The 23393-nt window shown below is 59.8% G+C and carries 11 protein-coding genes and 7 pseudogenes; 6 read left to right on the top strand and 12 right to left on the bottom strand.

Going from position 1 to position 23393, the window contains the following annotated elements:
• Positions 1 to 79: 79 nt before the first annotated feature.
• A pseudogene (locus tag ACWAT4_RS43260) lies at positions 80 to 190 on the top strand (IS110 family transposase); the annotation flags it as partial.
• 132 nt (positions 191 to 322) lie between these two features.
• On the opposite strand, the pseudogene ACWAT4_RS43255 reads toward ACWAT4_RS43260, so the two are convergent.
• From ACWAT4_RS43255 to tnpB, 6 genes and pseudogenes are all read right to left on the bottom strand, one after another.
• Positions 323 to 425, bottom strand: a pseudogene (locus ACWAT4_RS43255) (IS66 family transposase); the annotation flags it as partial.
• A 140-nt stretch (positions 426 to 565) separates the two neighbouring features.
• Positions 566 to 1364 (bottom strand): annotated as a pseudogene (istB, locus tag ACWAT4_RS43250) (IS21-like element helper ATPase IstB); the annotation flags it as partial.
• The gene (gene istA / locus ACWAT4_RS43245) at positions 1361 to 2833 is read right to left on the bottom strand and encodes an IS21 family transposase (protein WP_128955187.1); all 1473 of its coding nucleotides are present in this window, start codon (positions 2831 to 2833) and stop codon (positions 1361 to 1363) included. The gene istA (ACWAT4_RS43245) and the pseudogene istB (ACWAT4_RS43250), both read right to left, overlap by 4 nt.
• Positions 2834 to 3114: 281 nt before the next feature.
• Entirely contained in the window at positions 3115 to 4140 is a 1026-nt protein-coding gene (locus ACWAT4_RS43240) for an IS110 family RNA-guided transposase (RefSeq protein ID WP_164934317.1), read from the bottom strand.
• Positions 4141 to 4423: 283 nt separating this feature from the next.
• Positions 4424 to 5049 (bottom strand): annotated as a pseudogene (locus tag ACWAT4_RS43235) (transposase domain-containing protein); the annotation flags it as partial.
• A 69-nt stretch (positions 5050 to 5118) separates the two neighbouring features.
• Entirely contained in the window at positions 5119 to 5385 is a 267-nt protein-coding gene (tnpB, locus tag ACWAT4_RS43230) for an IS66 family insertion sequence element accessory protein TnpB (protein ID WP_367401008.1), read from the bottom strand.
• Between the two features lie 866 nt (positions 5386 to 6251).
• Here tnpB and ACWAT4_RS43225 point away from each other — a divergent pair.
• The gene (locus ACWAT4_RS43225) at positions 6252 to 6977 is read left to right on the top strand and encodes an outer membrane protein (RefSeq protein WP_128955124.1); all 726 of its coding nucleotides are present in this window, start codon (positions 6252 to 6254) and stop codon (positions 6975 to 6977) included.
• Between the two features lie 445 nt (positions 6978 to 7422).
• Positions 7423 to 8703, top strand: a complete 1281-nt coding sequence (gene ectB / locus ACWAT4_RS43220; protein ID WP_128929879.1) for a diaminobutyrate--2-oxoglutarate transaminase — start codon at positions 7423 to 7425, stop codon at positions 8701 to 8703.
• 580 nt (positions 8704 to 9283) lie between these two features.
• On the opposite strand, the gene ACWAT4_RS43215 is transcribed toward ectB, so the two are convergent.
• A complete protein-coding gene (locus tag ACWAT4_RS43215) occupies positions 9284 to 10369 on the bottom strand; it encodes an amino acid kinase family protein (RefSeq protein ID WP_237867293.1) in 1086 nt (361 codons plus the stop codon).
• A 1262-nt stretch (positions 10370 to 11631) separates the two neighbouring features.
• Between ACWAT4_RS43215 and rpoN the strand changes: the two genes are divergently transcribed.
• Positions 11632 to 13236: an RNA polymerase factor sigma-54 gene (rpoN, locus tag ACWAT4_RS43210; protein WP_128929881.1), complete on the top strand. Its 1605-nt coding sequence runs from the start codon at positions 11632 to 11634 to the stop codon at positions 13234 to 13236.
• A 579-nt stretch (positions 13237 to 13815) separates the two neighbouring features.
• Here rpoN and ACWAT4_RS43205 read toward each other — a convergent pair.
• Positions 13816 to 14077: pseudogene (locus ACWAT4_RS43205) on the bottom strand (transposase); the annotation flags it as partial.
• Positions 14078 to 14280: 203 nt separating this feature from the next.
• On the opposite strand from ACWAT4_RS43205, the pseudogene ACWAT4_RS43200 reads away from it, so the two are divergent.
• Both ACWAT4_RS43200 and ACWAT4_RS43195 read left to right on the top strand, forming a co-directional pair.
• Positions 14281 to 14735: pseudogene (locus ACWAT4_RS43200) on the top strand (IS110 family transposase); the annotation flags it as partial.
• 1019 nt (positions 14736 to 15754) lie between these two features.
• Entirely contained in the window at positions 15755 to 15961 is a 207-nt protein-coding gene (locus ACWAT4_RS43195) for a cold-shock protein (protein WP_128929882.1), read from the top strand.
• Between the two features lie 706 nt (positions 15962 to 16667).
• Here the strand turns inward: ACWAT4_RS43195 and istB (ACWAT4_RS43190) are convergent.
• From istB (ACWAT4_RS43190) to ACWAT4_RS43175, 4 genes and pseudogenes are all read right to left on the bottom strand, one after another.
• A complete protein-coding gene (istB, locus tag ACWAT4_RS43190; RefSeq protein WP_206736872.1) occupies positions 16668 to 17480 on the bottom strand; it encodes an IS21-like element helper ATPase IstB in 813 nt (270 codons plus the stop codon).
• The gene (gene istA / locus ACWAT4_RS43185) at positions 17477 to 18949 is read right to left on the bottom strand and encodes an IS21 family transposase (RefSeq protein ID WP_128955127.1); all 1473 of its coding nucleotides are present in this window, start codon (positions 18947 to 18949) and stop codon (positions 17477 to 17479) included. Before istA (ACWAT4_RS43185) ends, istB (ACWAT4_RS43190) begins: the two co-directional genes overlap by 4 nt.
• 281 nt (positions 18950 to 19230) lie before the next feature.
• Entirely contained in the window at positions 19231 to 20256 is a 1026-nt protein-coding gene (locus ACWAT4_RS43180) for an IS110 family RNA-guided transposase (RefSeq protein ID WP_164934317.1), read from the bottom strand.
• Positions 20257 to 22361: 2105 nt separating this feature from the next.
• Positions 22362 to 23250, bottom strand: a pseudogene (locus tag ACWAT4_RS43175) (IS110 family RNA-guided transposase).
• Positions 23251 to 23393: the final 143 nt, after the last annotated feature.

The following is a 23393-nucleotide window of genomic DNA, read 5'->3' as shown; positions in this document are numbered from 1 at the left end:
CGCCCTCGCGTCGCTTGTCCTTCAGCTTGGGGAATGTCCGAAGTTTTGTGTAAGCGATCGACGACGGCAATCAGGATAGAAGGCAAAGGTAGCCGTTGCCCGGAAGATCGCCGTAATCCTGCACTGTATCTGGGTCGACGGCACATCGTTCGACTGGGCCAGGCGAAGGAGGCCTAACCCTATTTTTTAAGTTCCTGGTCCGGCCTGCCGGACTGGCGATGTCCGCTGGGACGGTGGTCGTGGCGACGGCTCCAGCATCTGCTGGTGGGCTTCGATCGGAATGCTGCTGTATGTTGGAGGGCTCTCGAAAAGATCCCCCTGACGACGCAGTTGCCCAGTGTCGCCCGATCAAGCCGCAGGCCCTGGCGCGCATAGATCTCGGACTGGCGGTAGAACGGCGTATGGTCGCCAAACTTGGAGACGATGTAGCGCGGCAATCTGGGTAGGAGGTGCGCGGCGATCAGGATGGCGAGGCAGTGTCGCGGCCTGATGATGATTGCCGCGATGATTGTCGCGCGCAAGAGTTTTGTTGAACTCTGATTGTCGCGCAGCGTCAATCAGCGACGGTTTTAGGTGTCGCGTGCGATGGCGGCCGTCCTGGACCGCGTTTTCGTTCGAGGGCGGTCCGTCTGCGATAGCTCTCGACGTTCATCTCGACGATGGTTGCGTGGTGAACGAGGCGATCGATAGGCGAGGGTCATGGCGGGATCCGGGAAGACCCTGTTCCATTCGCCGAATGGCTGATTGGCGGTGATCAGCATCGAGCGGCGCTCGTAGCGTGCACTGATGAGCTCGAACAGCACGCTGGTCTCGGCCTGATCCTTGGTGACGTAAGCGAGATCATCAAGGATCAGGAGATCGAAGCGATCGAGACGATTGATGGCCGCCTCGAGGGTGAGCTCGCGTCGCGCCAGCTGGAGCTTCTGCACGAGATCGGTGGTGCGGGTGAAGAGGACGCGCCATCCGTTCTCGATGAGGGCCAGGCCAATCGCTGCCGCCAAGTGGCTCTTTCCGCCGCCGGGCGGGCCGAACAACAGCAAATTGGCGCCCTTGCCCAGCCAGCTGTCACCGGCGGCGAGCGCCATCACTTGCGCCTTCGAGATCATCGGCACGGCTTCGAAGTCGAAGCTATCGAAGGTCTTTCCGGCGGGCAAACGTGCTTCGACAAGGTGTCGTTCGATCCGACGGCGTCCGCGTTCGGCGATCTCGTGCTCGGCGATGGTCGCGAGGAAGCGGCCGGCCGGCCAGCCTTCCTTGTCGGACTGTTCGGCAAATTGCGCCCACAGCACCTTGATGGCAGGCAGACGGAGCTCATTGAGCAACAGATTGAGGCGCGCGGCATCAACCGTGTTCGTTACGCTCATGCGGCACCTCCGGTCTCGGCGGTACCGATGAGGCATTTGTAGGTCGCAAGCGGCACGAGCTGCACCACGACGTTCGGCAGGTTGGCGGGATCGGGGGCGAAGTGAGCACCTAGCCGGTTGAGGTCGGGCAGTCGGCCGGCCTCGAGGTCGGCGGTGAGCTGACCGGCGAGTTCGGTCTCGCAGCCGCGTTCATGAGCGAGCGCGAGGAGATCGACCATGATCCGGCAGGCTTTTTTGTCCGGCAAGCGTTCGCGCAACCGATCGAAGGTCTTCCGATAGGCATCGCGCGGGAACAGCCGATCTCGGTAGACCAGATTGAGAAGCGCCATCGGCTTGCGCCGCAGGGAATGGATCACGTGCCGATAATCGACGACCTGGTCGTACTTGCCATTGGGATGCGGCCGCCCACGCGGCAGGGTGACGAGATGGGTGCCGCCGACGAACACGTCGAGACGATCATCGTAAAGGCGCACCCGCAGCCGGTGACCGATCAGGCGCGATGGCACCGTGTAGAACACCTTGCGCAGGGTGAAGCCGCCGGACGATGTCACGCGGACGATCACCTCTTCGTAGTCGGAGGTGCGGCGATCGGGCAGCTCCTGCAACACCATGCGCTCGCTATCGATCCGCTTGGCGTTGCGGGCATTGCGGCGGCTGACGATCTCGTCGATGAAGCCGCGATAGGTGGCAAGATCGTCGAAGTCGACAGTTCCGCGCAGCAGCAAGGCGTCCGCGATTGCTCGCTTGAGATGACCGTGGGGCCCTTCGATCGAGCCATTCTCGTGGGCGACGCCTCGATTGTTGCGGGAAGGCCTCATGCCGTAGTGGGCACAAAGGGCCTCGTATCGCTGCGTCAGATCGTCCCGTGCATCACGATCGAGATTGCAGAATGCGGCCGACAGACTGTCGGTCCGATGCTCCCGCGGCGCCCCACCGAGCGACCAGAGGGCATTCTGCAGGCCTTCGGCCAAGGCAACGAAGCTCTCACCGCCAAGCACGACGTGGGCGTGCTCGAACCCGCAATAGGCCAAACGGAAGTGACAGAGACGATGATCGAGCGGGACCCCCGCGATCGTCACACCCAACTCGCCCATGTCTGTGAAGTCGGAGAGCCCTAGTTGGCCAGGCTCGTGGGTTTGGCGGAAGATCACCTGCTGCTCCTCGCCGTGGATCGCCCGCCAGGCACGGATACGGCGTTCCAGGGTACGACGGATACCGCTGCCGAGATCCGGATGACGTCGGAGCATCTCCTTGAACACCGCCACCGGGCGTAAGCCAGGGGCCGCCTTCAGGATCGGGACGATCTCGGTCTCGAACACCTCGCTCAACGGGTCCGGTCGTCGCCGGCCGCGGGGCGCCTTCCTTTGCGATGGAAGTCGGGGGTCTCTCTCGATCCGATAGGCGGTCGACGTACTGAATGACGCCTTGGCCGCCGCCACTGGCGGGCTATCGGTCTGACGGTACTTCATGTAGAGCCTTCTGTGGTTGCCGCCCGCAATGCAAGAAGTTTCTGACCCTTTGGCGTGTGATCGAGTGCGGTCTTCTGTCAGGCCTTCCTTTACGGCATTTTCAGAAGCCGCTGGCCGGTATGGTGATCCGCGGACCAGGTCCAATTCTCATCTCCGAGCACGTCGGCTCTTTGGCTCTAGCTGGTTTCCTGATCCAGATCTGTTCGATCGTTGCGCCCATTCGGGTCGTCGCCTTCTCACACCCCCTTCGCCAACGTCAGGCTATTTCGTGCTGCATGCAGTCATGCCGTCACTGCCTGCGCTGGGTTCCGATAATCCTCCTTCCGGGTGAGCATGGCCCAAATCGTCCGAGCCATCTTGTTCGCCAAGGCGATCGCCACAAGCATGCGCGGCTTCCTCGCCAGCATCTGCGCCAGCCAGGATCCGCTAGGGATCGACTTGCGCCCGAGCCAGTTCAGCCGCGACATCGCCCCAACGATGAGCAACTGGCGAATGTCCGCCTGTCCTTCCTTCGAAACGCGTCCGAGCCTTTCCTTTCCCCCTGAGGAATGTTGCCGTGGGACCAAGCCGAGCCAAGCCGCGAAGTCTCGGCCACGTCGAAAGGCCGCCATGTCGGGCGCGAAAGCCTCGATCGCGAGTGCGGTCAGCGGGCCGACCCCCGGCATTGTCTGCAGCCGCTGCGCCGTGACCGTCCGCGTCGCCAACTTCTTGAGCTGCTCTGCCTTGGCATCGATCCGCTCCGTCTTGTAGGCGATCTGATCAATGAGACTCCGACATTCCTCGCGGACCAGTTCTGGTAGATCGCTGTTCGGATCTTCGAGGATTGCGTCAATGCGTTTAAGTTGTTCGATTCCTTGCGGGATGATATGGCCGAATTCGTAGAGAACAGAACGCAGCGCATTCACCAGATCGGTGCGCTGATGAACAAGGCGCTTCCGAGCCCGAAAGAGCACTGCCCTGGCCTGCTGTTCTTCCGATTTCGGCTCGACGAAGCGCATCTCGGGGCGCTGTGCCGCGATCACGATTGCTTCGGCATCAGCCGCGTCGTTCTTTTGGCGTTTCACAAAAGGCTTCACATATTGCGGAGCGATCAGTTTCACTTCATGGCCGAGCTTGACCATCTCCCGTGCCCAATAGTGGGCGCTGCCACAGGCTTCCATCACCACCACTGCCGATGGGTGGCCCGCCATGAACTTCCGAAACTGAAGCCGCGACAGTTTCTTTCGAAATTTCAAGTGTCCCGCCATTGACGCCCCGTGGAGCTGAAACACATTCTTGGCTAGATCCACTCCGATCACCGTATCCATCAATTTGCCGTCCTCTTCGCTTCGGGGTTCAAACACTGCGTTCTTGGCACATTACGATGCCGTCTGGGGAGGGCGGCAACCATCCCATCTCATCTGGTGATCTGTGATGTGTCGGCCGGGCACGCGAGTGATTCCTCTTGGCGGAAGAACCACTTGCATAATCCCGACCGGCCGCGATCACCAGTCGGCGCGGTCCTCCTAGGGATCGCGCCGACGCTGGGCTCGTAACTCCGGTCGGGCTACGCCCTCCCTACGTCACGAGCCCAGCGAAACTCTCTCACCTTGATTGACGCTGCCTTCCATCCTGATCGCCGCGCGACAAGACGATCACGTGCGCAATGGCCGCTTCGGTCGGCGGCCCGCTGAGTACGACGTGCTCCGGCGCATGCGCCTGCACGACAGTGCCGGAGTAGCGGCGGCAGATGTATTTCGGGCGGCGTGTGACCAGCACGCGCCATTGCGCCGGGATCACGTCAAGGCGCTTGCTGACGTCCTCGCCGATCTTCGTCATGGTCCGCAACCGCACGGGCAGAGCGTGCTCGCAGGCTCGATGATCCGTTCCACGCGCGGCAAATGGGCAGGCAAGCAGCCGCGATTGCGATGAGAACCTTGATCCGGTACGCTCCGCGATCGGCCCTTGATCACAGCCTCGGCTCTCTCCTGCGCCGCGTCCAGGATGCCTTGCGCGATCTCCACGTCTTCCAACGGTAAATGATACTGATCTGGCCGCAGCTTCTCGGATTTCGCGCCGAACCTGTCGCGCCGCAATTCGCCGAGGATGACCTCCAGCCGACGCTGCGCTTCCTCCGACGCCGCCAGCGCCCCCTGATGCTCGCTCAAGGCCGCCCGCGTTTGCGCCAAAAGGGCTTTCAGTTGTTCATTTTCGTCGCGCAGCGCCGCGATGCTCATGCGCTATTTCGAGCACATCGCCGCCGCGCGTGCCACGCTCAAAATAGCTGCCGAGTCATTCTGCCGCAGTTATCCCGCCGCCTGGGGGCGCCGTGCTTCTTCCGGGCGGACCAACCTCCAATCCAGCCCCTCGAACAGTGCCGCGAACATCGCCGGTGATATCCGCATCACGCCGTCTGCGATCGTTGGCCAAACGAACTTGCAACCTTCAAGACGCTTGTGCACCAACACCAGGCCCGTTCGATCCCAGACAAAAGTCTTGATCCGGTCCGCTCGTTTCGATCGGAACGCGAAGGCGCCTCCGCTGAATGGATCAAGACGAAGTATCTCCTGCACTTCGCCGTAAGCCCATCGTGGCGACAGTGGAAGTCGATCGGCCGGTTGCAATGTAACTCTTATCAGCAGCGGCCGCGATCATCGTGACGCTCGCACCTTGCGGATCACCCCGGACAGCTGCTCGCCATCTGTCGCCGTATCCGTCTGCAACACGACATCGTCGATTGCGGCGTCTCAAGCTTGATCGCGGAACTTGACACTCCTCCGACGCATCTCCCACGATCAGCGGCGCGAATGTCGGATGCGACTCGGATAAGTCGCCGAGAGTCTGTTATCCCGTGTCGCGGTGGCCGAGGGGCGCGCAAGCACGGAGCGACGCGCTAGCAGATCTACGATTGGCGACGGCAGTTTCGGGAGCGAGGCGTGTTGCCGCCGTGCGAGGCGGCTCTCAGCCTCCGAACGCACGCGGCGCCCCGAAGGTCCTCCAAGAACCTCCAGCCGGCTCACCGACCTCGCCGATGAGACGTCCAAATGGACATCCTTTTTGCCGTCTAATCCCATCTAAACCTCGATCCAAGCCGGACGCTTCTTCGCACAGCTATCCGCTCTCGCTAAGCGCTTACGCGCTCTCGTTCCGCATTCAACAAAAGCCTATAACGGCGTATACATCCGGGCCGCAGCCGGCACGCACTGTCAGCTATCATTTGCTACACGAGCCAACACGCAACATCGAGCGCCGCAGGCGCCTTCGTTCGCCTCGAATTCCGACGCCTGCGCGCCATGCTCGCACTATCTCTTCACAACCTGACACTACGTCAGGTTCGGCTCTGCTATCGTCGAGCTCTGTTGCACTTCAGGTACAGCAATTCGCGTAAGCGCTGATACAACGGCCACACTGGGGGCCATTAAAGAGAGTAACAACCGAAATGAAAAAGCAGTCACTCGTTTGCGCGAGCATTCTTGCGATGGCCGCTGCGACGTCCGCGTCTGCCGCAGATCTCGCCGCGCGTCCCGCATTTCCGAATACGCCGACGCCCAGCCCGGCTGTCATCGCGCTCTACGACTGGAGCGGCTTCTATGCCGGCGTCAATGGCGGCTGGGGCTCGAGCCATAACTCCTGGGATTTTCTCGGCTCTATCCCCGAGGGCTCTCACGACGCAACCGGCGGCACAGTAGGGGGCCAGATTGGATATCGTTGGCAATTCGGCAATACCGTGCTCGGACTCGAAGGGCTGGGCAACTGGGCCGATCTCAGCGGCTCAAACGTTAGCATTGCCAACCCGGGCACCACCAATCACACAAACATCGACGGTTTCGGCTTGCTGACCGGCCAGATTGGCTATTCGGCCGGCAACGTACTGCTCTACGCCAAAGCGGGCGCGGCTGTGGTAGGGAGCACTTATCGGATCACTAATTCGGCTGGCTTTCTGGGCGACGCGGATACCACACGTTGGGGAGGTACGGCCGGTGCCGGTCTTGAGATTAGCCTAACACCGAACTGGTCAGCTGGCATCGAGTACGACCACGTGTTCATGCCGGCTAGTGACGTTAGCTTCGCAACAGGACTAGGAAACGACCGCATTCGTCAGGACTTTGATCTCGTCACCGCCCGCCTCAACTACAAGTTTGGCTGGCCACTCGCGAGCAAATAAGGATCTCAGTTTCTCAATCAATGATCGAGGGCCCCGGCGCCTGCCGGGGCTCTTTGTCCAGGGTCATCGTCCTGTATCGCCGTCGGCCTTTCAATAGGTGTTATCAGCTCTCTTGATCCATGAGGGCTGCGTATAATTAGGCTCGCTTCGCCCGGCGATCACGGTCTGGCCTCCGACGAGTCCCTATATCGCCGCCTCAAGCTCGATGTTGGAAGCTTGATATTGCCACGGCGAGCCGTCCGGCATCGGCAACAGTGCGCATGCCAGCCGTATTCAAGCCGCGCTTAGTGAATGGCCTCCTGACCAAACCGCAACAGCGTCGCACCGGCTCGACGATTCTCCCTCGCTCGACGAGGGACTACCAACGCTGAGAGGTTTAATATTCCGCATGGTGGAGTATGTCACGTGCACCAGCCATATTCATGGACAAAGTGAAGGTGCGATCATGAATAACTCTGCCGACCCCTCACGTACTCTTCGAACGTTAGAAACGTTGGAATCCAACGTTCGCCTGTACTCGCGTCTCTTCCCAGCGTGCTTTAGTCATGCGCGCGGGCCCTTTCTGCTAAGCGAGACGGGCGAACGGTTCATCGACTTCTTTTCCGGGGCTGGAGCGCTCAATTACGGCCACAACAATCATCAGCTAAAGGCAGCTATTACAGAATATCTGGGATCTGATGCTGTCGTTCACGGCCTCGATATGGCCACTCCGGCCAAGGTCGACTTTATGGAGACTTTCAACTCAGTTATTCTTCGTGAGCGGGGCTTGGATTATCGATTTCAATTTACTGGACCTACAGGTGCCAATGGCGTTGAGGCGGCATTGAAGCTGGCGCGTAAAGTAACCGGGCGCCACAACATCATTTCATTCACACGTGGTTATCATGGCCTCAGTCTCGGCGCCGCGGCTGCGACCAGCAGTCGCTTTCTTCGCGAAGCCAGTGGAGTCCCCCTGTCCGGCGTCACGATAATGCCCTATGATGGTTATCTTGGAGATGAGATTGATACGGCGGAGCACCTGCGGAACATATTGCTGGACTCTAGCAGCGGCATCGATGCGCCAGCCGCCATTCTCCTTGAAACAGTACAGGGGGAGGGCGGCATCAACGTCGCTCAAAAGGAATGGCTACGATCCGTACAAGCCCTAGCGGCAGAGATTGGAGCCATATTTATCGTCGACGATATTCAGATGGGTTGCGGCCGTACTGGCGATTTCTTCAGCTTTGAGTTCGCCGAGTTGTCACCAGATGTCGTAATATTGTCGAAGTCCTTAAGTGGATATGGTCTGCCGTTATCCATGTTGTTGATCAAAGAGGCAATTGATATATGGGAACCGGGAGAGCACACGGGCACCTTTCGAGGAAATAACCTAGCGCTTGTCTCTGCAACTGCAGCTTTGAATATCTACTGGCGCACTGAGATCTTTTCGCAAAGCATTTATCGACTGGGAACGCTGATGCGTCACCGGCTTAATGCTATTGCGCGCGCGCATGGAGACCACTTCACTGTCCGCGGCCGCGGAATGGCGCTCGGCTTTGATTGCCGAAATACTCACCTCGCTGAGACTGCAGCACGCAAGGCGTACGATAGGGGCCTCATCATTGAACGATGCGGCCCGGCGGACGAGGTCATCAAATTCTTTCCTCCGCTAACGATCGACCCGGAGACGCTGACTAAGGGTTTGGACATCTTTGAAGATAGCTTAGCGGAAGCAGCCCCGCTCTGACATGACATCTGCATCGGGCCTCGCTGCCTCGGCGAGGCCTCACGCCAGACGCTTGATCACCGCGGCAGGCTAGCACCTGTTCCGCATCTCGCTGGTGCTACACTTCGAGTACCACGACCGTCTAACTCTTGTTTCTCCCTGAACATGTTCCAGCTTCAGTCGACTAGCTCCCTGGGGACGGGCCTAGTCGTCGGGCAGGTCGCCTACCCGCATCACACTGCGGCCCAGGTCAACCTGGACTCGGATACGGATACGCTAACCGCCCGCACTCACGGTGAGCCCGGCTACAGAACCAGTAGGCTAACGAAGGCCGTTTGCATGTTGGGCGCGCGGTAATTGGTTGCGCATCACTTGCCTGGCAGGCACCTGGCAGATCGTGCGTTCTGGCGTTGCGTAACTCAACTGCCCAGTAGCGGAATGCACTTATCGAAGGATCGGTCCGCTCGGCGATGGTCATCGTGACAAGCCATCTCAAGACTTCTACAAGGGAGGTGAAGTTGCCGCTGACGACTCATTTCCGCGGTGAGTAGCCGGCTCTCCCGACCTGCAGCGCGGTATATCGCCAATCAGGAGGTGATGGCTAGTGAGGTGCTTCCACCCCACTAGTGCGGAGCTCTGCATGGACCCTCTGAGCACAGTAAGAAGCGGCCTCAAGATCTCGCAATTCGTATGTCTTTGGCTTGGACCCGGTGAGCGCTAAAACAACAATCTTCTGCGCACTCCTCACGGGGTGGATGCCTTCCCGATGCAGAGCGGTAAGCGCGGCCTCCGCGTCATGCGTCAAATACCCCTCGGGGCTTTCATCCTGCTCGAGATCGATCCACATGATACCAAGCCTTCGTAAAACGTCTTCAGCATTACGTTTTTCGAAGACGCTTTGAAATGCAACCCGTGTTGCTGACGGGTTGATGACCACGCAAACCCCGCCTCCTGCGTCAGTCACCAAAGTACCGGCCATCTCATTCGGCAGTAACGATTTGCAGGAGATGGCTATTCTCCGGCCGGCAGCATAGTCGATTGCGCCATGGTGAAGCACTTTCGCCCCGCAGCGTGCTATCCGACTTGCGTTGGCATAGGAGACTGTCGGGAGCAGCCTTGCTTGCCTCACAATCCTCGGATCGGCGGAGTAGATGCCACAGACATCCGAGTAGACTTCGCAAACGCCACTTCCCACCATATCGGCGGCTATTACCGCAGTCAAATCCGAGCTATTGCGGCCGAGCATTGAGACCCGTCCACCTTCATCCAGACCCTGCGCTCCGGCAAGGATTACCACGCGGCCATAATCGAGCGCCTTTAGCAGCGGTTTGTTGTCGACCTCCTCGATGACCGTCCTACCTAGAACCAAGGATGTCTTGATTCCAATCGAATAGCCAAAGAGCGATGATGTCGGCACCGAGTGTCTTTGCAATGCTGCCTCAAGAAGTCCAGCGGAAATCATTTCTCCCGCTGTCAGGACGGTGTCCAAGGCAACGGTGCTGCAGATTTCATTCACAGAGAGCGCTAGAGACTTCAGTACGTCCGTCTGGCCGTGCATCGCGCTAACGACGACCACGACTTGCCGCGCGTCATTTGCAAGCCTATCTACTATATGTCTGGAGACAGCGCGGTACGCCTCCGCATCACGAAAGCTCGATCCCCCACACTTCATTACTTTGATTGACATGCGCCGTGGCCCAACGTGCGAGATCACTTGCTTTAACTCACCCGGCGCCGCATTAGATCAGACGACGAGCCGCTTCGCGCGCTCGACATCCGGCTGCTTCTTGAGAGCTGCTCCTCGCGCTAGGCTTGTCATCGTCGCAGCAATAGCTGTACCACGAGATAGCTCACGATTAGCGCCGCCCGGCATCTCGCTGGCGGCTTGGGCGTGTTGCGGCAGCACAGGACGATGCACCTAAACAATGGCGCGCTAGTTGCCTGAGACCTCCATCCCGCGTTGTTCGATGTCGCCCATCTTGATTGTTGCGGTTGCCACAAAGGTCGATCGGGCCGCTAGTTCACACACCGCAGCGAGCTCCGTCGTACTGCATCACTACCTGAGATCATCAACAAGGGACATGAGCGGCATCCGGCGTACTGGCTTGGCACACCTCTTGCTGATGCTTCCACTGAACAGATCTCGGGAGGCCTCTTGCTCAGTCCGTTGAATGATGTCCGGCACGCCGCGTTGTTGCTGCCCGGTCTCCGGCACTTGCCGCCCCAGACCTGCGATGGAGCGACGTGTTTCGCCCGGTTCACTCGAACGGGCGACCCACTGCGCCGAGCCAGAATTTGGCCAAATACGGCCTTGCACGGAAGAGCTCGCCTCTGGGAACGCGTTCCCAAGATGGTGCTGCGACCGCAGCGGCAAGCGGAGCGTTGCAAAAAGCGCTCCGGACCCTATGCCACCCTCGGCGGGGACAGCACCAAGCGATTATATGCGCTCTACCTCAGCCCGGGCCCCGCCGGGACACAAAGCCCTCGCTTTTTTTCAGCTGGAGCGACCACCGCCGGTAAGCAGTCCGGTCCTGCGCCTGTTAACAATCGAGGCGCGCCAATCGTGTCAGGCCAAGAACGTATTGTGTGGAAAGGCCGGACGATGACACACGCCTGCGGCGTAGGTCGCCGCGACAACTTCGATGCGAAACCCGGCAAAAACTATGGCCTCTGGCAATCAGAACGCAGATTCTATTTGCCAACTGGACAGTTCATTGTCGTGGCGCCCTCGTCTCGGTTCACCAGAACCAGACTATCAACAGCAGGCCGCATCCTTGGCCTCCCCACAGGCGGCCATCAAACATTCTATGAAGATAGAGCGAGAGGGGACTCTGCGCCTGTAGGGCGGGAGATCGCCTTGCGCTTCCATATCCACAACCGTCTGCGTGCCGAACATCAATTGGTAACTCGCATACAGACGCCGTACATCAGCCGGGGAGAGACCTTACAATGAGCCTGGGATATCAGCAGAATGTTCGGCAATCGCAATCAGCCGTACTATCGCCGCGCCTGGCGAAGGCGATAAAGCTGCTGAAATTGTCTAATCTCGATCTGGCTGATTTCGTGGAGGAGGAGCTCGAGTGCAATCCATTGCTGGAGCGCGACATAGACATGCTGACGCAAGAGGATGCCGGAACAACGACCGACCTCTTCAGCGAAGCCAGCGGTCCGGACGACGCTAGTGATCTTGACAGCGACGCGTTCGACAATAGCCAACAAGACGGCTTGAGCGTAGACCCTGGCACTCGCCCCGAGCTCGACGCGGCGCCCAGCCCGGAGCTTGACGATCTTCATTCCGAGCCATTTGATGAGGACATTCCTCAGAATTCGGACCAAGATCGGCTGGACGTCGGCACAGAGGCGTCCCGCAGCCGATCTTGTCAGGAAGACTATAATCTAGAGGCGTGCGTACCGAAAGAGATCACCCTCCGCGATCATTTGACCGAGCAGCTCGGACTCGCGCTGACGTCGCCCACAAAGCGACTCATCGGACGCTATCTAATCGACCTCGTCGATGACGCCGGATACTTGCCGCAAGACCTAGGAAATGCCGCCAAACGGCTGGGGGCCTCGCAAACAGATGTTGATCTCGTTCTGGCAACATTGCAGACGTTTGACCCTCCTGGCGTCTTCGCTCGTTCTTTGAAAGAATGTTTCGCGATCCAGCTGCGCGAGCGCAACCGCTATGACCCAGCGATGCAGGCACTGGTTGAGAACCTCGCTCTTGTACCTGAGGGGGTTCCTGCCCTGCGCAGCGTTTGCGGAGAGAGCGATGAGGACATCGCCGATATGATTGCGGAACTTCGGTCACTCGACTCGAAGCCGGGACATAAGTTTGGTTCGGTGCGCCTGGAACTTTTGATCCCAGATGTCTTTGTTCGCCGGGGTCATCACCACAATTGGGTAGTCGAGCTGAACAGTGAAGCGTTTCCCAGCATTTCGCTGAATCAGGTTTATTATCGCGATTTCAAGGGCAAAATGCGCAACCGTAATGACAAGGCCTACCTGGCCAATAAGTGGTCTGATGCACGCTGGCTGGTAAGTTCACTTGAGAGACGTGCGAACACAATCTTGAAAGTTGCGAGCGAAATTGTGCGTCAGCAACATGACTTTTTCTCCTACGGCGTAGAGCATCTACGACCCCTCAATCTGAAAGCAGTGGCCGACGCCGCGGGGGTGCATGAGTCCACCGTTTCACGCGTAACGAACAACAAGTACATGGCCTCCAATCGTGGACGGTTCGAGCTCAAATACTTCTTCAAACCATCCATTGCTTCAGCCGTCGGCGAGACGGCTCACTCGGCAGAGGCTGTTCGCCACCGCATTAAGAGGCTCATCGACTCCGAGGCCCAAGCATCAGTGCTCTCAGATGACGCAATCGTCGAGCTATTGCGTTCCTCTGGGATCGATATAGCGCGCCGGACGGTCGCAAAATACCGTGGCAAAATGGGCATCCCTCCGTCCGTGGAGCGACGGCGCCAGAAGCAAGCTGCTCTCGGCTATGTTTCCTCAACGACTCCGCTCAATTCCCCAGACCGTACGGAGGCGGCTTGATCCTATTGAAGGATTTCGTTCACAGCGGCGGAGAAACGCATAGTTGAGCTGTCAGGCAGGACCATCAAGCTTGCTAGGCGCCGGGGATTGCCCCCAACCGCCTAAAGCCCTTAGATTGAAGACGGCCAATTGGGGCGTTAAGTCGCCCCGACGGCCGTTCTGCTAGGCTCAGGGGCAACGGCTGCATCCTTTCGCAGCCCCGATGGCCCCGCGTGAGCGTGATCCTCTCTCAGGCTGCTACGCGATTTTCATAAGCAAGAAATGGGTTGACTGGTTTAAGCAGGGCATCCGAAGCATCGATTGGAGCTCTGCCGCTAAATTGCTTGGTCAACCCTGCACTGATGAACCATAAGATGCCATCGGCGAGCATCCTGTGGGACGCTTGAACACTTCGTCTCACAAGATCGCCGTGTTGATGCCTAGGCCGCTCCTCGACGGGTAGATACCGCGCCTCAAATGCTGAGAAACGAAGAGACGTTCGATCCAATTGACGCAAGCTCCGCTGCCAGCACCCTGCCGGGGCATGGTGTAGCTGACGGTAGGTTACCTGCGATTTTCCGGCAGGCGGGTCGGAAGGCATCAGCCTGCCACGTCGGGCAGACCGACGATGAATTCATCGCTTAATGGCGCGATGCTTTCCGGCGTCATGTAGCGGGCGCCTGGACCGCACATTCGTCGTTCTGCTCGACAGGGTCGCATCGATTAGGTCGGCGATTGCGTCTCCGTTAGGGAAGATGCCGACGACCTCGGATCGCCGCTTGATCTTGCCGTTGAGGCGCTCGATCGGATTGGTAACCGGTATTTGAGTTTCTCGGTGCCGATGTCCCGCTGCGATATTCAAGATAGTGGCGTATGGTGCAACCATCGGGAGAGAGGCACCGGGAGCACCAAGGTGCGGGCAGGCCGATGCATACGATCAGCCACGAGCTCGGGTTAGTAGCTGGCCGCCTCTGCGACCAGCCCGGTTGCGCTGAGAGCGCGCATCCGTAGTTGTCGTGTCGCCCGTAGCTCCCGTCATGTGGTCTGATTTGGCAGGAGGTGCAAGTGCGACGGGTGATTGACATCGACGTCCGAACCTCGGAGAGGTGGTGGTTTGGGAGGATGGCAGCCTCCGACATGCGGGCCGTATTGATATAGACGCGGACTGCGTTGGACGGTTTTGGCAAGACCCTGCTGGCCAGTGATGCGGTGGTGGTCGAAGCGACCGCGAACAGAGTGGCGGTGTCGCCGGTTCTGGCGTCGTTCGTGGCACGCGTGATTGTCGCCAATTCGCATCAGGTGAAGGCGATCGCCCAGGCTCAAGTCGAGACCGACAAGATCGATGCCGGCACACTCGCGTGTCTGCAGGCGCCCGCGGCACCTGCCGCAGATCCGGACGCCTGACGCAGAGACGGAACGCAAGCGTCGGCTAGCGGCGCGGCGCTACCAGGTCGTGCGGCATCGCGCGGCTCAAGAACGAGGTGCAATCGATCCTGCACGCGCACCTGATCCCGAAGTGCTCCAGGCCTGCTCGCGGTCCCCGAGATCGTCCGCGCCACTTGTCGGGCCAAGCGCGCGTCCGCCGGGTTTCAGCAACGGTGCGCTTGATCTAACACCAGGCAGTACGATTATTGTTAGTTTTGCGCCAGCTGCCCATGTTAGATGTCCAACGATGGCAGCATGGGCGCTGCAACTGCTGCCGCGCATACCGTCATGGACCGCCTACATGCGGCAAGAGCCTCTCCCTCATAGCGCCAGGACCTATCTCAGGAGATTGAGCGTCACTCTCAAGCTTCTGGGCAACGGCCCAAATGTTCTGCGGCCGAGGCAATGCTGCGAGCAGGAGCATAGTCTCTCCCACACTCCTACATCACCAGAACCAAAACGGCAGAGCAACCTAGTCGGCAGTTGGTCCCGTTGTCATAAGGCGCGGCACGCTACTTGCTTAACGGCCAATGAGAATAGATGCATTGGTCTCTCGCGAGAACAGGTGCTCGATGACTTTTGTCAGGATACTTCTGCCAACACTTTGGCGCCGAGGCGCTGCAATCGCAAGCGGCGGTGCATCTTATATCCGAAGTAGCGACATGAGCTCTCGCTTGGATTCCATGCGAGCGGCCACAGCTGCCCCCACTAGCGCCGTGTCCGCTTTCACCGCCGTAGATCTCATCCAAACCGACCGGCGCACTTGCTCGACCGCTTTGCGCCGAGCGGTGCGCCTGACGGCGAATGACGGTCACCACCACCTTTCACTCTTCTTCCAACCTGCGTCGCTCGGACATGCGATAATGACGCCTTGCGTTGAGCAACGGCAAGCTGACAGTGCACCAAAGTCCGCAATCTTGTCGCGCCGCGATCGCACTTTTCATGGAGCACAAGCGAGCGCATCAAGTGAGATACGCAATTGTATGGCATACCGACGGCTTTTTACCTTCTTTCGCAATCTTACATTGTTCTACAGCGCCCTTGCGTGCGGCATGAGCTTCGCTGGCTGAGTGCGTACTTTTTGTTAGCTTTTGAAGACGCCGGAGTTCGACACATGGCAACAGGTATCGTGAAATGGTTCAACGCAAGAAAGGGATATGGCTTCATCAGACCGGATGACGGAGGTCCGGACGTATTCGTACACGCCAGCGCGGTCGCAAAAGCCGGAAGAAGCGACTTAGCCGAAGGCATACGAATTTGCTACGAGCTCAGGACCAGTGCGGCAGGCCGAACCTTTGCAGAGGACCTCAGCATCCCCTAGACCCTTTGTCCGCCCTGTGAGGTGACGGGCGGCCCCGCGGCAAGCTCCTATCGAGGGTTGCGCCGGATGGTCCGGCGCCGAACCCCAAGCATGGGGAGCGGGCCTGATGAACCATAGCATTTTCGTAGGGCTGGATGTACACAAGGCAACGATTTCGGTTGCGATGGCCCAAGGAGTGCGCGGCGAGGAAGTTCGCAACTTAGGGATCATCCTAATCGCGCCGACCAATCAACAAGCGGGCAAAGAGCCCAGGTCAAGCTGTGCATCCTCTATCACCCCTTGTCGGCGGCCAGCAAAGCCGGGGTGATCGTCACCACCGCCATTGCACGCGAGATGGTCGGCTGCCTGTGGGCGACGCTCTTCAAGTAAGAACTCGGCCCGGCCGCGTGTGAAGAGCGCTGGTCGAGCGTATCGGTGCCAGGGCGGGAGGCAGGGCGCGGTGGGGACTCCTCGTATGAGCCGGCATTGTCGACGCTCGCTCGCAGATCTCGCCGCAAGTCCAGCACGGGACCTATTTGACGCTGGATCGAACGAAGCCACGTCTTGTGAGCGTGTAACTATGGGGGCTTGATCTAGGCTGTAGCGCGGCAATCTGGGTAGGAAGTGCGCGGCAATCAGGATGGCGAGGCGTGTCGCGGCCTGATGATGATTGCCGCGATGATTGTCGCGCGCAAGAGTTTTGTTGAACTCTGATTGTCGCGCAGCGTCAATCAGCGACGGTTTTGGGTGTCGCGTGCGATGGCGGCCGTCCGGGACCGCGTTTTCGTTCGAGGGCGGTCCGTCTGCGATAGCTCTCGACGTTCATCTCGACGATGGTGGCGTGATGAACGAGGCGATCGATAGCGGCCAGGGTCATGGCGGGGTCCGGGAAGACCCTGTTCCATTCGCCGAATGGCTGATTGGCGGTGATCAGCATCGAGCGGCGCTCGTAGCGTGCACTGATGAGCTCGAACAGCACGCTGGTCTCGGCCTGATCCTTGGTGACGTAAGCGAGATCATCAAGAATCAGGAGATCGAAGCGATCGAGACGATTGATGGCCGCCTCGAGGTTAAGCTCGCGTCGCGCTAGCTGGAGCTTCTGCACGAGATCGGTGGTCCGGGTGAAGAGGACGCGCCATCCGTTCTCGATGAGGGCCAGGCCGATCGCTGCCGCCAAGTGGCTCTTTCCGCCGCCGGGCGGGCCGAACAACAGCAAATTGGCGCCCTTGCCCAGCCAGCTGTCACCGGCGGCGAGCGCCATCACCTGCGCCTTTGAGATCATCGGCACGGCTTCGAAGTCGAAGCTGTCGAAGGTCTTTCCGGTGGGCAAACGTGCTTCGACAAGGTGTCGTTCGGTCCGACGGCGGCCGCGTTCGGCAATCTCGTGCTCGGCGATGGTCGCGAGGAAGCGGCCGGCCGGCCAGCCTTCCTTGTCGGACTGTTCGGCAAATTGCGCCCACAGCACCTTGATGGCAGGCAGACGGAGCTCATTGAGCAGCAGATTGAGGCGCGCGGCATCAACCGTGTTCGTTACGCTCATGCGGCACCTCCGGTCTCGGCGGCACCGATGAGGCATTCGTAGGTCGCAAGCGGCACGAGCTGCACCACGACGTTCGGCAGGTTGGCGGGATCGGGGGCGAAGTAAGCACGTAGCCGGTTGAGGTCGGGCAGTTGGCCGGCCTCGAGATCGGCGGTGAGCTGATCGGCGAGTTCGGCCTCGCAGCCGCGTTCATGAGCGAGCGCGAGGAGATCGACCATGATCCGGCTGGCTTTTTTGTCCGGCAAGCGTTCGCGCAAGCGATCGAAGGTCTTCCGATAGGCATCCCGCGGGAACAGCTGATCTCGGTAGACCAGATTGAGAAGTGCCATCGGCTTGCGCCGCAGGGAATGGATCACGTGCCGATAATCGACGACCTGGTCGTACTTGCCATTGGGATGCGGCCGCCCACGCGGCAAGGTGACGAGATGGGTGCCCCCGACGAACACGTCGAGACGATCGTCGTAAAGGCGCACCCGCAGTCGGTGACCGATCAGGCGCGATGGCACCGTGTAGAACACCTTGCGCAGGGTGAAGCCGCCGGACGAGGTCACGCGGACGATCACCTCTTCGTAGTCGGAGGTGCGCCGATCGGGCAGCTCCTGCAACACCACGCGCTCGCTATCGATCCGCTTGGCGTTGCGGGCATTGCGGCGGCTGACGATCTCGTCGATGAAGCCGCGATAGGTGGCAAGATCGTCGAAGTCGATAGTTCCGCGCAGCAGCAAGGCATCCGCGATTGCTCGCTTGAGATGACCGTGGGGCCCTTCGATCGAACCATTCTCGTGAGCAACGCCTCGATTGTTGCGGGAAGGCCGCATGCCGTAATGGGCACAAAGGGCCTCGTATCGCTGCGTCAGATCGTCCCGTGCATCACGATTGAGATTGCAGAATGCGGCCGACAGACTGTCGGTCCGATGCTCCCGCGGCGCCCCACCGAGCGACCAGAGGGCATTCTGCAGGCCTTCCGCCAGGGCGACGAAGCTCTCGCCGCCAAGCACGACGTGGGCGTGCTCGAACCCGCAATAGGCCAAACGGAAGTGATAGAGACGATGATCCAACGGAGCACCCGCGATCGTAACACCCAACTCGTCCATGTCTGTGAAGTCGGAGAGGCCGAGTTGGCCAGGCTCGTGGGTTTGGCGGAAGATCACCTCCTGCTCCTCGCCGTGGACCGCCCGCCATGCACGGATCCGACGTTCCAGGGTACGACGGATACCGATGCCGAGATCCGGATGACGCCGTAGCATCTCCTCGAACACCGCCACCGGGCGTAAGCCAGGTGCCGCCTTCAGGATCGGGACGATCTCGGTCTCGAACACCTCGCTCAACGGGTCCGGTCGTTGCCGGCCGCGGGGCGCCTTCCTTTGCGATGGAAATCGGGGATCTCTCTCGATCCGATAGGCGGTCGACGCACTGAATGACGCCTTGGCCGCCGCCACTGGCGGGCTATCGGTCTGACGGTACTTCATGTAGAGCCTTCTGTGGTTGCCGCCCGCAATGCAAGAAGTTTCTGACCCTTTGGCGTGTGATCGAGTGCGGTCTTCTGTCAGGCCTTCCTTTACGGCATTTTCAGAAGCCGCTGGCCGGTATGGTGATCCGCGGACCAGGTCCAATTCTCATCTCCGAGCACGTCGGCTCTTTGGCTCTAGCTGGTTTCCTGATCCAGATCTGTTCGATCGTTGCGCCCATTCGGGTCGTCGCCTTCTCACACCCCCTTCGCCAACGTCAGGCTATTTCGTGCTGCATGCAGTCATGCCGTCACTGCCTGCGCTGGGTTCCGATAATCCTCCTTCCGGGTGAGCATGGCCCAAATCGTCCGAGCCATCTTGTTCGCCAAGGCGATCGCCACAAGCATGCGCGGCTTCCTCGCCAGCATCTGCGCCAGCCAGGATCCGCTAGGGATCGACTTGCGCCCGAGCCAGTTCAGCCGCGACATCGCCCCAACGATGAGCAACTGGCGAATGTCCGCCTGTCCTTCCTTCGAAACGCGTCCGAGCCTTTCCTTTCCCCCTGAGGAATGTTGCCGTGGGACCAAGCCGAGCCAAGCCGCGAAGTCTCGGCCACGTCGAAAGGCCGCCATGTCGGGCGCGAAAGCCTCGATCGCGAGTGCGGTCAGCGGGCCGACCCCCGGCATTGTCTGCAGCCGCTGCGCCGTGACCGTCCGCGTCGCCAACTTCTTGAGCTGCTCTGCCTTGGCATCGATCCGCTCCGTCTTGTAGGCGATCTGATCAATGAGACTCCGACATTCCTCGCGGACCAGTTCTGGTAGATCGCTGTTCGGATCTTCGAGGATTGCGTCAATGCGTTTAAGTTGTTCGATTCCTTGCGGGATGATATGGCCGAATTCGTAGAGAACAGAACGCAGCGCATTCACCAGATCGGTGCGCTGATGAACAAGGCGCTTCCGAGCCCGAAAGAGCACTGCCCTGGCCTGCTGTTCTTCCGATTTCGGCTCGACGAAGCGCATCTCGGGGCGCTGTGCCGCGATCACGATTGCTTCGGCATCAGCCGCGTCGTTCTTTTGGCGTTTCACAAAAGGCTTCACATATTGCGGAGCGATCAGTTTCACTTCATGGCCGAGCTTGACCATCTCCCGTGCCCAATAGTGGGCGCTGCCACAGGCTTCCATCACCACCACTGCCGATGGGTGGCCCGCCATGAACTTCCGAAACTGAAGCCGCGACAGTTTCTTTCGAAATTTCAAGTGTCCCGCCATTGACGCCCCGTGGAGCTGAAACACATTCTTGGCTAGATCCACTCCGATCACCGTATCCATCAATTTGCCGTCCTCTTCGCTTCGGGGTTCAAACACTGCGTTCTTGGCACATTACGATGCCGTCTGGGGAGGGCGGCAACCATCCCATCTCATCTGGTGATCTGTGATGTGTCGGCCGGGCAAGCGAGTGATTCCTCTTGGCGGAAGAACCACTTGCATAACCCCGCCGGCCGCGATCACCAGTCGGCGCGGTCCTCCTCGGGATCGCGCCGACGCTGGGCTCGTAACTCCGGTCGGGCTACGCCCTCCCTCCGTCACGAGCCCAGCGAAACTCTCTCACCTTGATTGACGCTGCCTTCCATCCTGATCGTCGCGCGACACTAGGCGCCCGTCGGCGCGATTGACTCGATGTCCGCGAGCGAGTGTGGCCGCCGGTTGTCGCTGAACTGGCAGCAAAGAACGCTGCCTATACCGGGACGCGACTTGCACGAGCGGCTCAGGCGCCACAGTTTGCTCGTTTTGACCGATGGCGGCGACGGTGCGAGGAACGCGATGCTCCAGCTGAAGCGGCAGGCCTGCTGTAGAGTGAGGGCAGCTGTGCTACGTCTGATTATGGGATCAACACCAGAACGCAACTGACGTCCCCGTCTGTCAGACTCGGGACAGTTGTCGCACTAACATGGCGTCGCGACGCTCTCGCAATGGTGCTCAGAATCCCCTAACTCATTTATACGTGTCAGAACTGTCATGCTCCCGCCGATGGCATCGGACTTGCTGATCCTCTCCTTGAGAGGCTTGCCCGGAGCTACTCCGGGGAGGTTTATTTGGCCCTGGAGGGGAATTGTAAATGGCGGAGAAGGCGTGCTCGAGATGCGGTCGATATCAATAAGATCAGGCTACGCGCTGACCAATACGTCCATTATCCAAGATACTGTTCGACCGATCCCACCTTCGGGCGCTCACGACCGCCTAAAACGGTAAAGCATGGAGCGCGCGGTGATCTTGGCACTCTGCGTGGCCGCTCTCGCAGCCGGTGGAGTGCTGCTTTCGTTCGCCAAGCAAGCGCTATACGTCTTGGCATTGGGGTAGGAAAGTAGCGTAGCGATCATGTGGCTGTGGCACTTGATTGGCGGCAGCCAATATTTGGATCAGCAGCACTGGCTGCGCAGGCCGCCAGGCGGGAGCTTTTTGACGACATCTTGGAGCCGACTGTCGAAACGACCGTGATAAGGAGTCGAACGATGAGCAGCTGGAAGTCCCTATTGAGCTGTACGGTGGTGGGAGTCCTGATGGTTGTCCAGTTGGAGCTGGCGACGGCAGCGCCGATGCCGAGGAGTGTCGGAGTCGTGCAGGCCTTTCCTGGAGGCACGACCACGATGTCCCCTGTCTCTCACTGCAACTGCGAACGGAGGATCTCCAGTCTTGCAAGAGCCGAACTCTTCCGTGGCGCAAGTACGAGCGGCGGCTGTTATGGCCCTTATTGCGTATATGCGGAGCCGCCTTATGGATACCCTCCGGTCAGTTATGGCTGCAGTCCGTACCATACCGGCCCGCGGTCGTACCCGTTCCGCGCATATCCCTGCCACGGTTATAGGCACGGTTGTTACGGACGCCACTGTTGTTATCGCCAGTACGACTGCCCGGATTTGTGACCGACCGGCGAGACGAAACTGTCGGCTACTGGTGAAGCGGATCTATAGCAAGGAGCAATATAAATGACCCCGATGTATGGTCCGGCCGTGCGTTGCAAGTGGTTTCGCCGAGCTGGCGGTGAGCGGTCTTGCATCAATGTATCCGGCCTTTGATTGGAGCATTTGCTCCGGCCACCATGGATATCAGCGCGCGTGCGTTCTCGTTAGCGGACAGGCCTCGATTGGACCATTCGGGTCACCAGTGTTCGCATGCGCCGGGAAGACCGAACCTCCATCTCGTCTCATCCTCTCGCAGACCTCGGCTGGAAATTATTGATAGGGGCTTACGTCATCGCTTGCTCCTCATTTTGCTCAGTTCCTTTGTTCGAGCCAAGGGCCGTTCCTTCGTCCCGGCCCGCAGAACGTCGATCGCGTCGCGCGCAGGGGCGGTCAAGGCCAGCCGTCGCGCTTGGCTTGCGGCTGGCTCCGGCGTTGCCAGGCTGCGCCTTGACCGCGCCCAGCACGGCGCGAGGATCAAGCGGGTCGGACGCCTGCATCGTCAGTCCTCGTCAGCTCGAAGGCGCGTCCTTTGGCCAGCACCGCCCAGGCGATGCGGGCAAGCTTGTTGGCGAGCGCGATCGCGAGCACGTTGTGGTGCAACCGCCTTTTGGCGGCTTCGATCCAGGACTTGAGCCCATAACTTTCCCAGTTCTTTATCCTGACCAGCACAACGCACGCCGCCTGCACGAACAGAACGCGCAGGTAGCGATTGCCGCGCCTCGAGATTTTGCCGAGGATCGTGCGGTCTCCCGTCGAGATCTGCTTGGGCAAGCCAAGCGCCGAAGTCGCGGCCTTTGGAGAATACGTCTCCGGTGCCGATCGCGGCCACCATGGCGCTCGAAATGATCGGCCCGATGCCAGGCACCGTCATTAGGCGCGAGCATGCCTGATCTTGACGGGCCAATGCTTCAATCTCGCCGGAGAGGCCATCGATGCGCTGATCCAGCCGGTGCCAGTCGCCTGCCAGCTCCTCGATGACACGCAACATGCGTGGCGACAGGGCATCGGCGCGCGTCGCAAGGATGGTGGGCAGTTCGGTGCGCAAGAAGCCGATACCTTGGCGCACGGCGATCCCGCGCTCCAACATGAAGGCGCGAATCTGGTTGATGATGCCGGTGCGTTGCGATACCAGCCGCTCGCGCACCCGGTGCAGCGCCTGCAGATCCAGTTGCTCCGCGGTCTTGGTCGCCACGAACTTCATCGTCGGGCGCTGCACGGCTTCGGCAATCGCTTCGGCGTCATTGAAGTCGTTCTCCTGTCCCCTGCTATAGGGGCGGACATATTTGGCCGGCATCAACCTCGCATCGTGACCAAGCGATGCGAGTTTGCGGCTCAGGTGATGTGCGCCGACGCAGGCTTCCATACCGATCAGGCAACGCGGCAGATTTGCGAGCCGCGCCTCCACTTGCCCACGCGGTCACTTTTGACGCAGAACGATGGCGCCGCGCGCATCGTGGCCGACGACGTTGAACGAGTTCTTGCCGATATCGATGCCGATCACGGCGA

Source organism: Bradyrhizobium sp. T-1 (genome assembly GCF_053592855.1).
Note: the sequence above shows the minus strand (reverse complement) of the source record. Positions and strands in the feature narration are given on the sequence as shown.

Excerpts from the sequence above, each read along its gene's own strand:
- istA (WP_128955187.1), bottom strand. The coding sequence starts at position 2,833 with ATGAAGTACCGTCAGACCGATAGCCCGCCAGTGGCGGCGGCCAAGGCG.
- ACWAT4_RS43240 (WP_164934317.1), bottom strand. The coding sequence starts at position 4,140 with ATGGATACGGTGATCGGAGTGGATCTAGCCAAGAATGTGTTTCAGCTC.
- ACWAT4_RS43225 (WP_128955124.1), top strand. The coding sequence starts at position 6,252 with ATGAAAAAGCAGTCACTCGTTTGCGCGAGCATTCTTGCGATGGCCGCT.
- ectB (WP_128929879.1), top strand. The coding sequence starts at position 7,423 with ATGAATAACTCTGCCGACCCCTCACGTACTCTTCGAACGTTAGAAACG.
- ACWAT4_RS43215 (WP_237867293.1), bottom strand. The coding sequence starts at position 10,369 with ATGTCAATCAAAGTAATGAAGTGTGGGGGATCGAGCTTTCGTGATGCG.
- rpoN (WP_128929881.1), top strand. The coding sequence starts at position 11,632 with ATGAGCCTGGGATATCAGCAGAATGTTCGGCAATCGCAATCAGCCGTA.
- ACWAT4_RS43195 (WP_128929882.1), top strand. The coding sequence starts at position 15,755 with ATGGCAACAGGTATCGTGAAATGGTTCAACGCAAGAAAGGGATATGGC.
- istB (WP_206736872.1), bottom strand. The coding sequence starts at position 17,480 with ATGAGCGTAACGAACACGGTTGATGCCGCGCGCCTCAATCTGCTGCTC.
- istA (WP_128955127.1), bottom strand. The coding sequence starts at position 18,949 with ATGAAGTACCGTCAGACCGATAGCCCGCCAGTGGCGGCGGCCAAGGCG.
- ACWAT4_RS43180 (WP_164934317.1), bottom strand. The coding sequence starts at position 20,256 with ATGGATACGGTGATCGGAGTGGATCTAGCCAAGAATGTGTTTCAGCTC.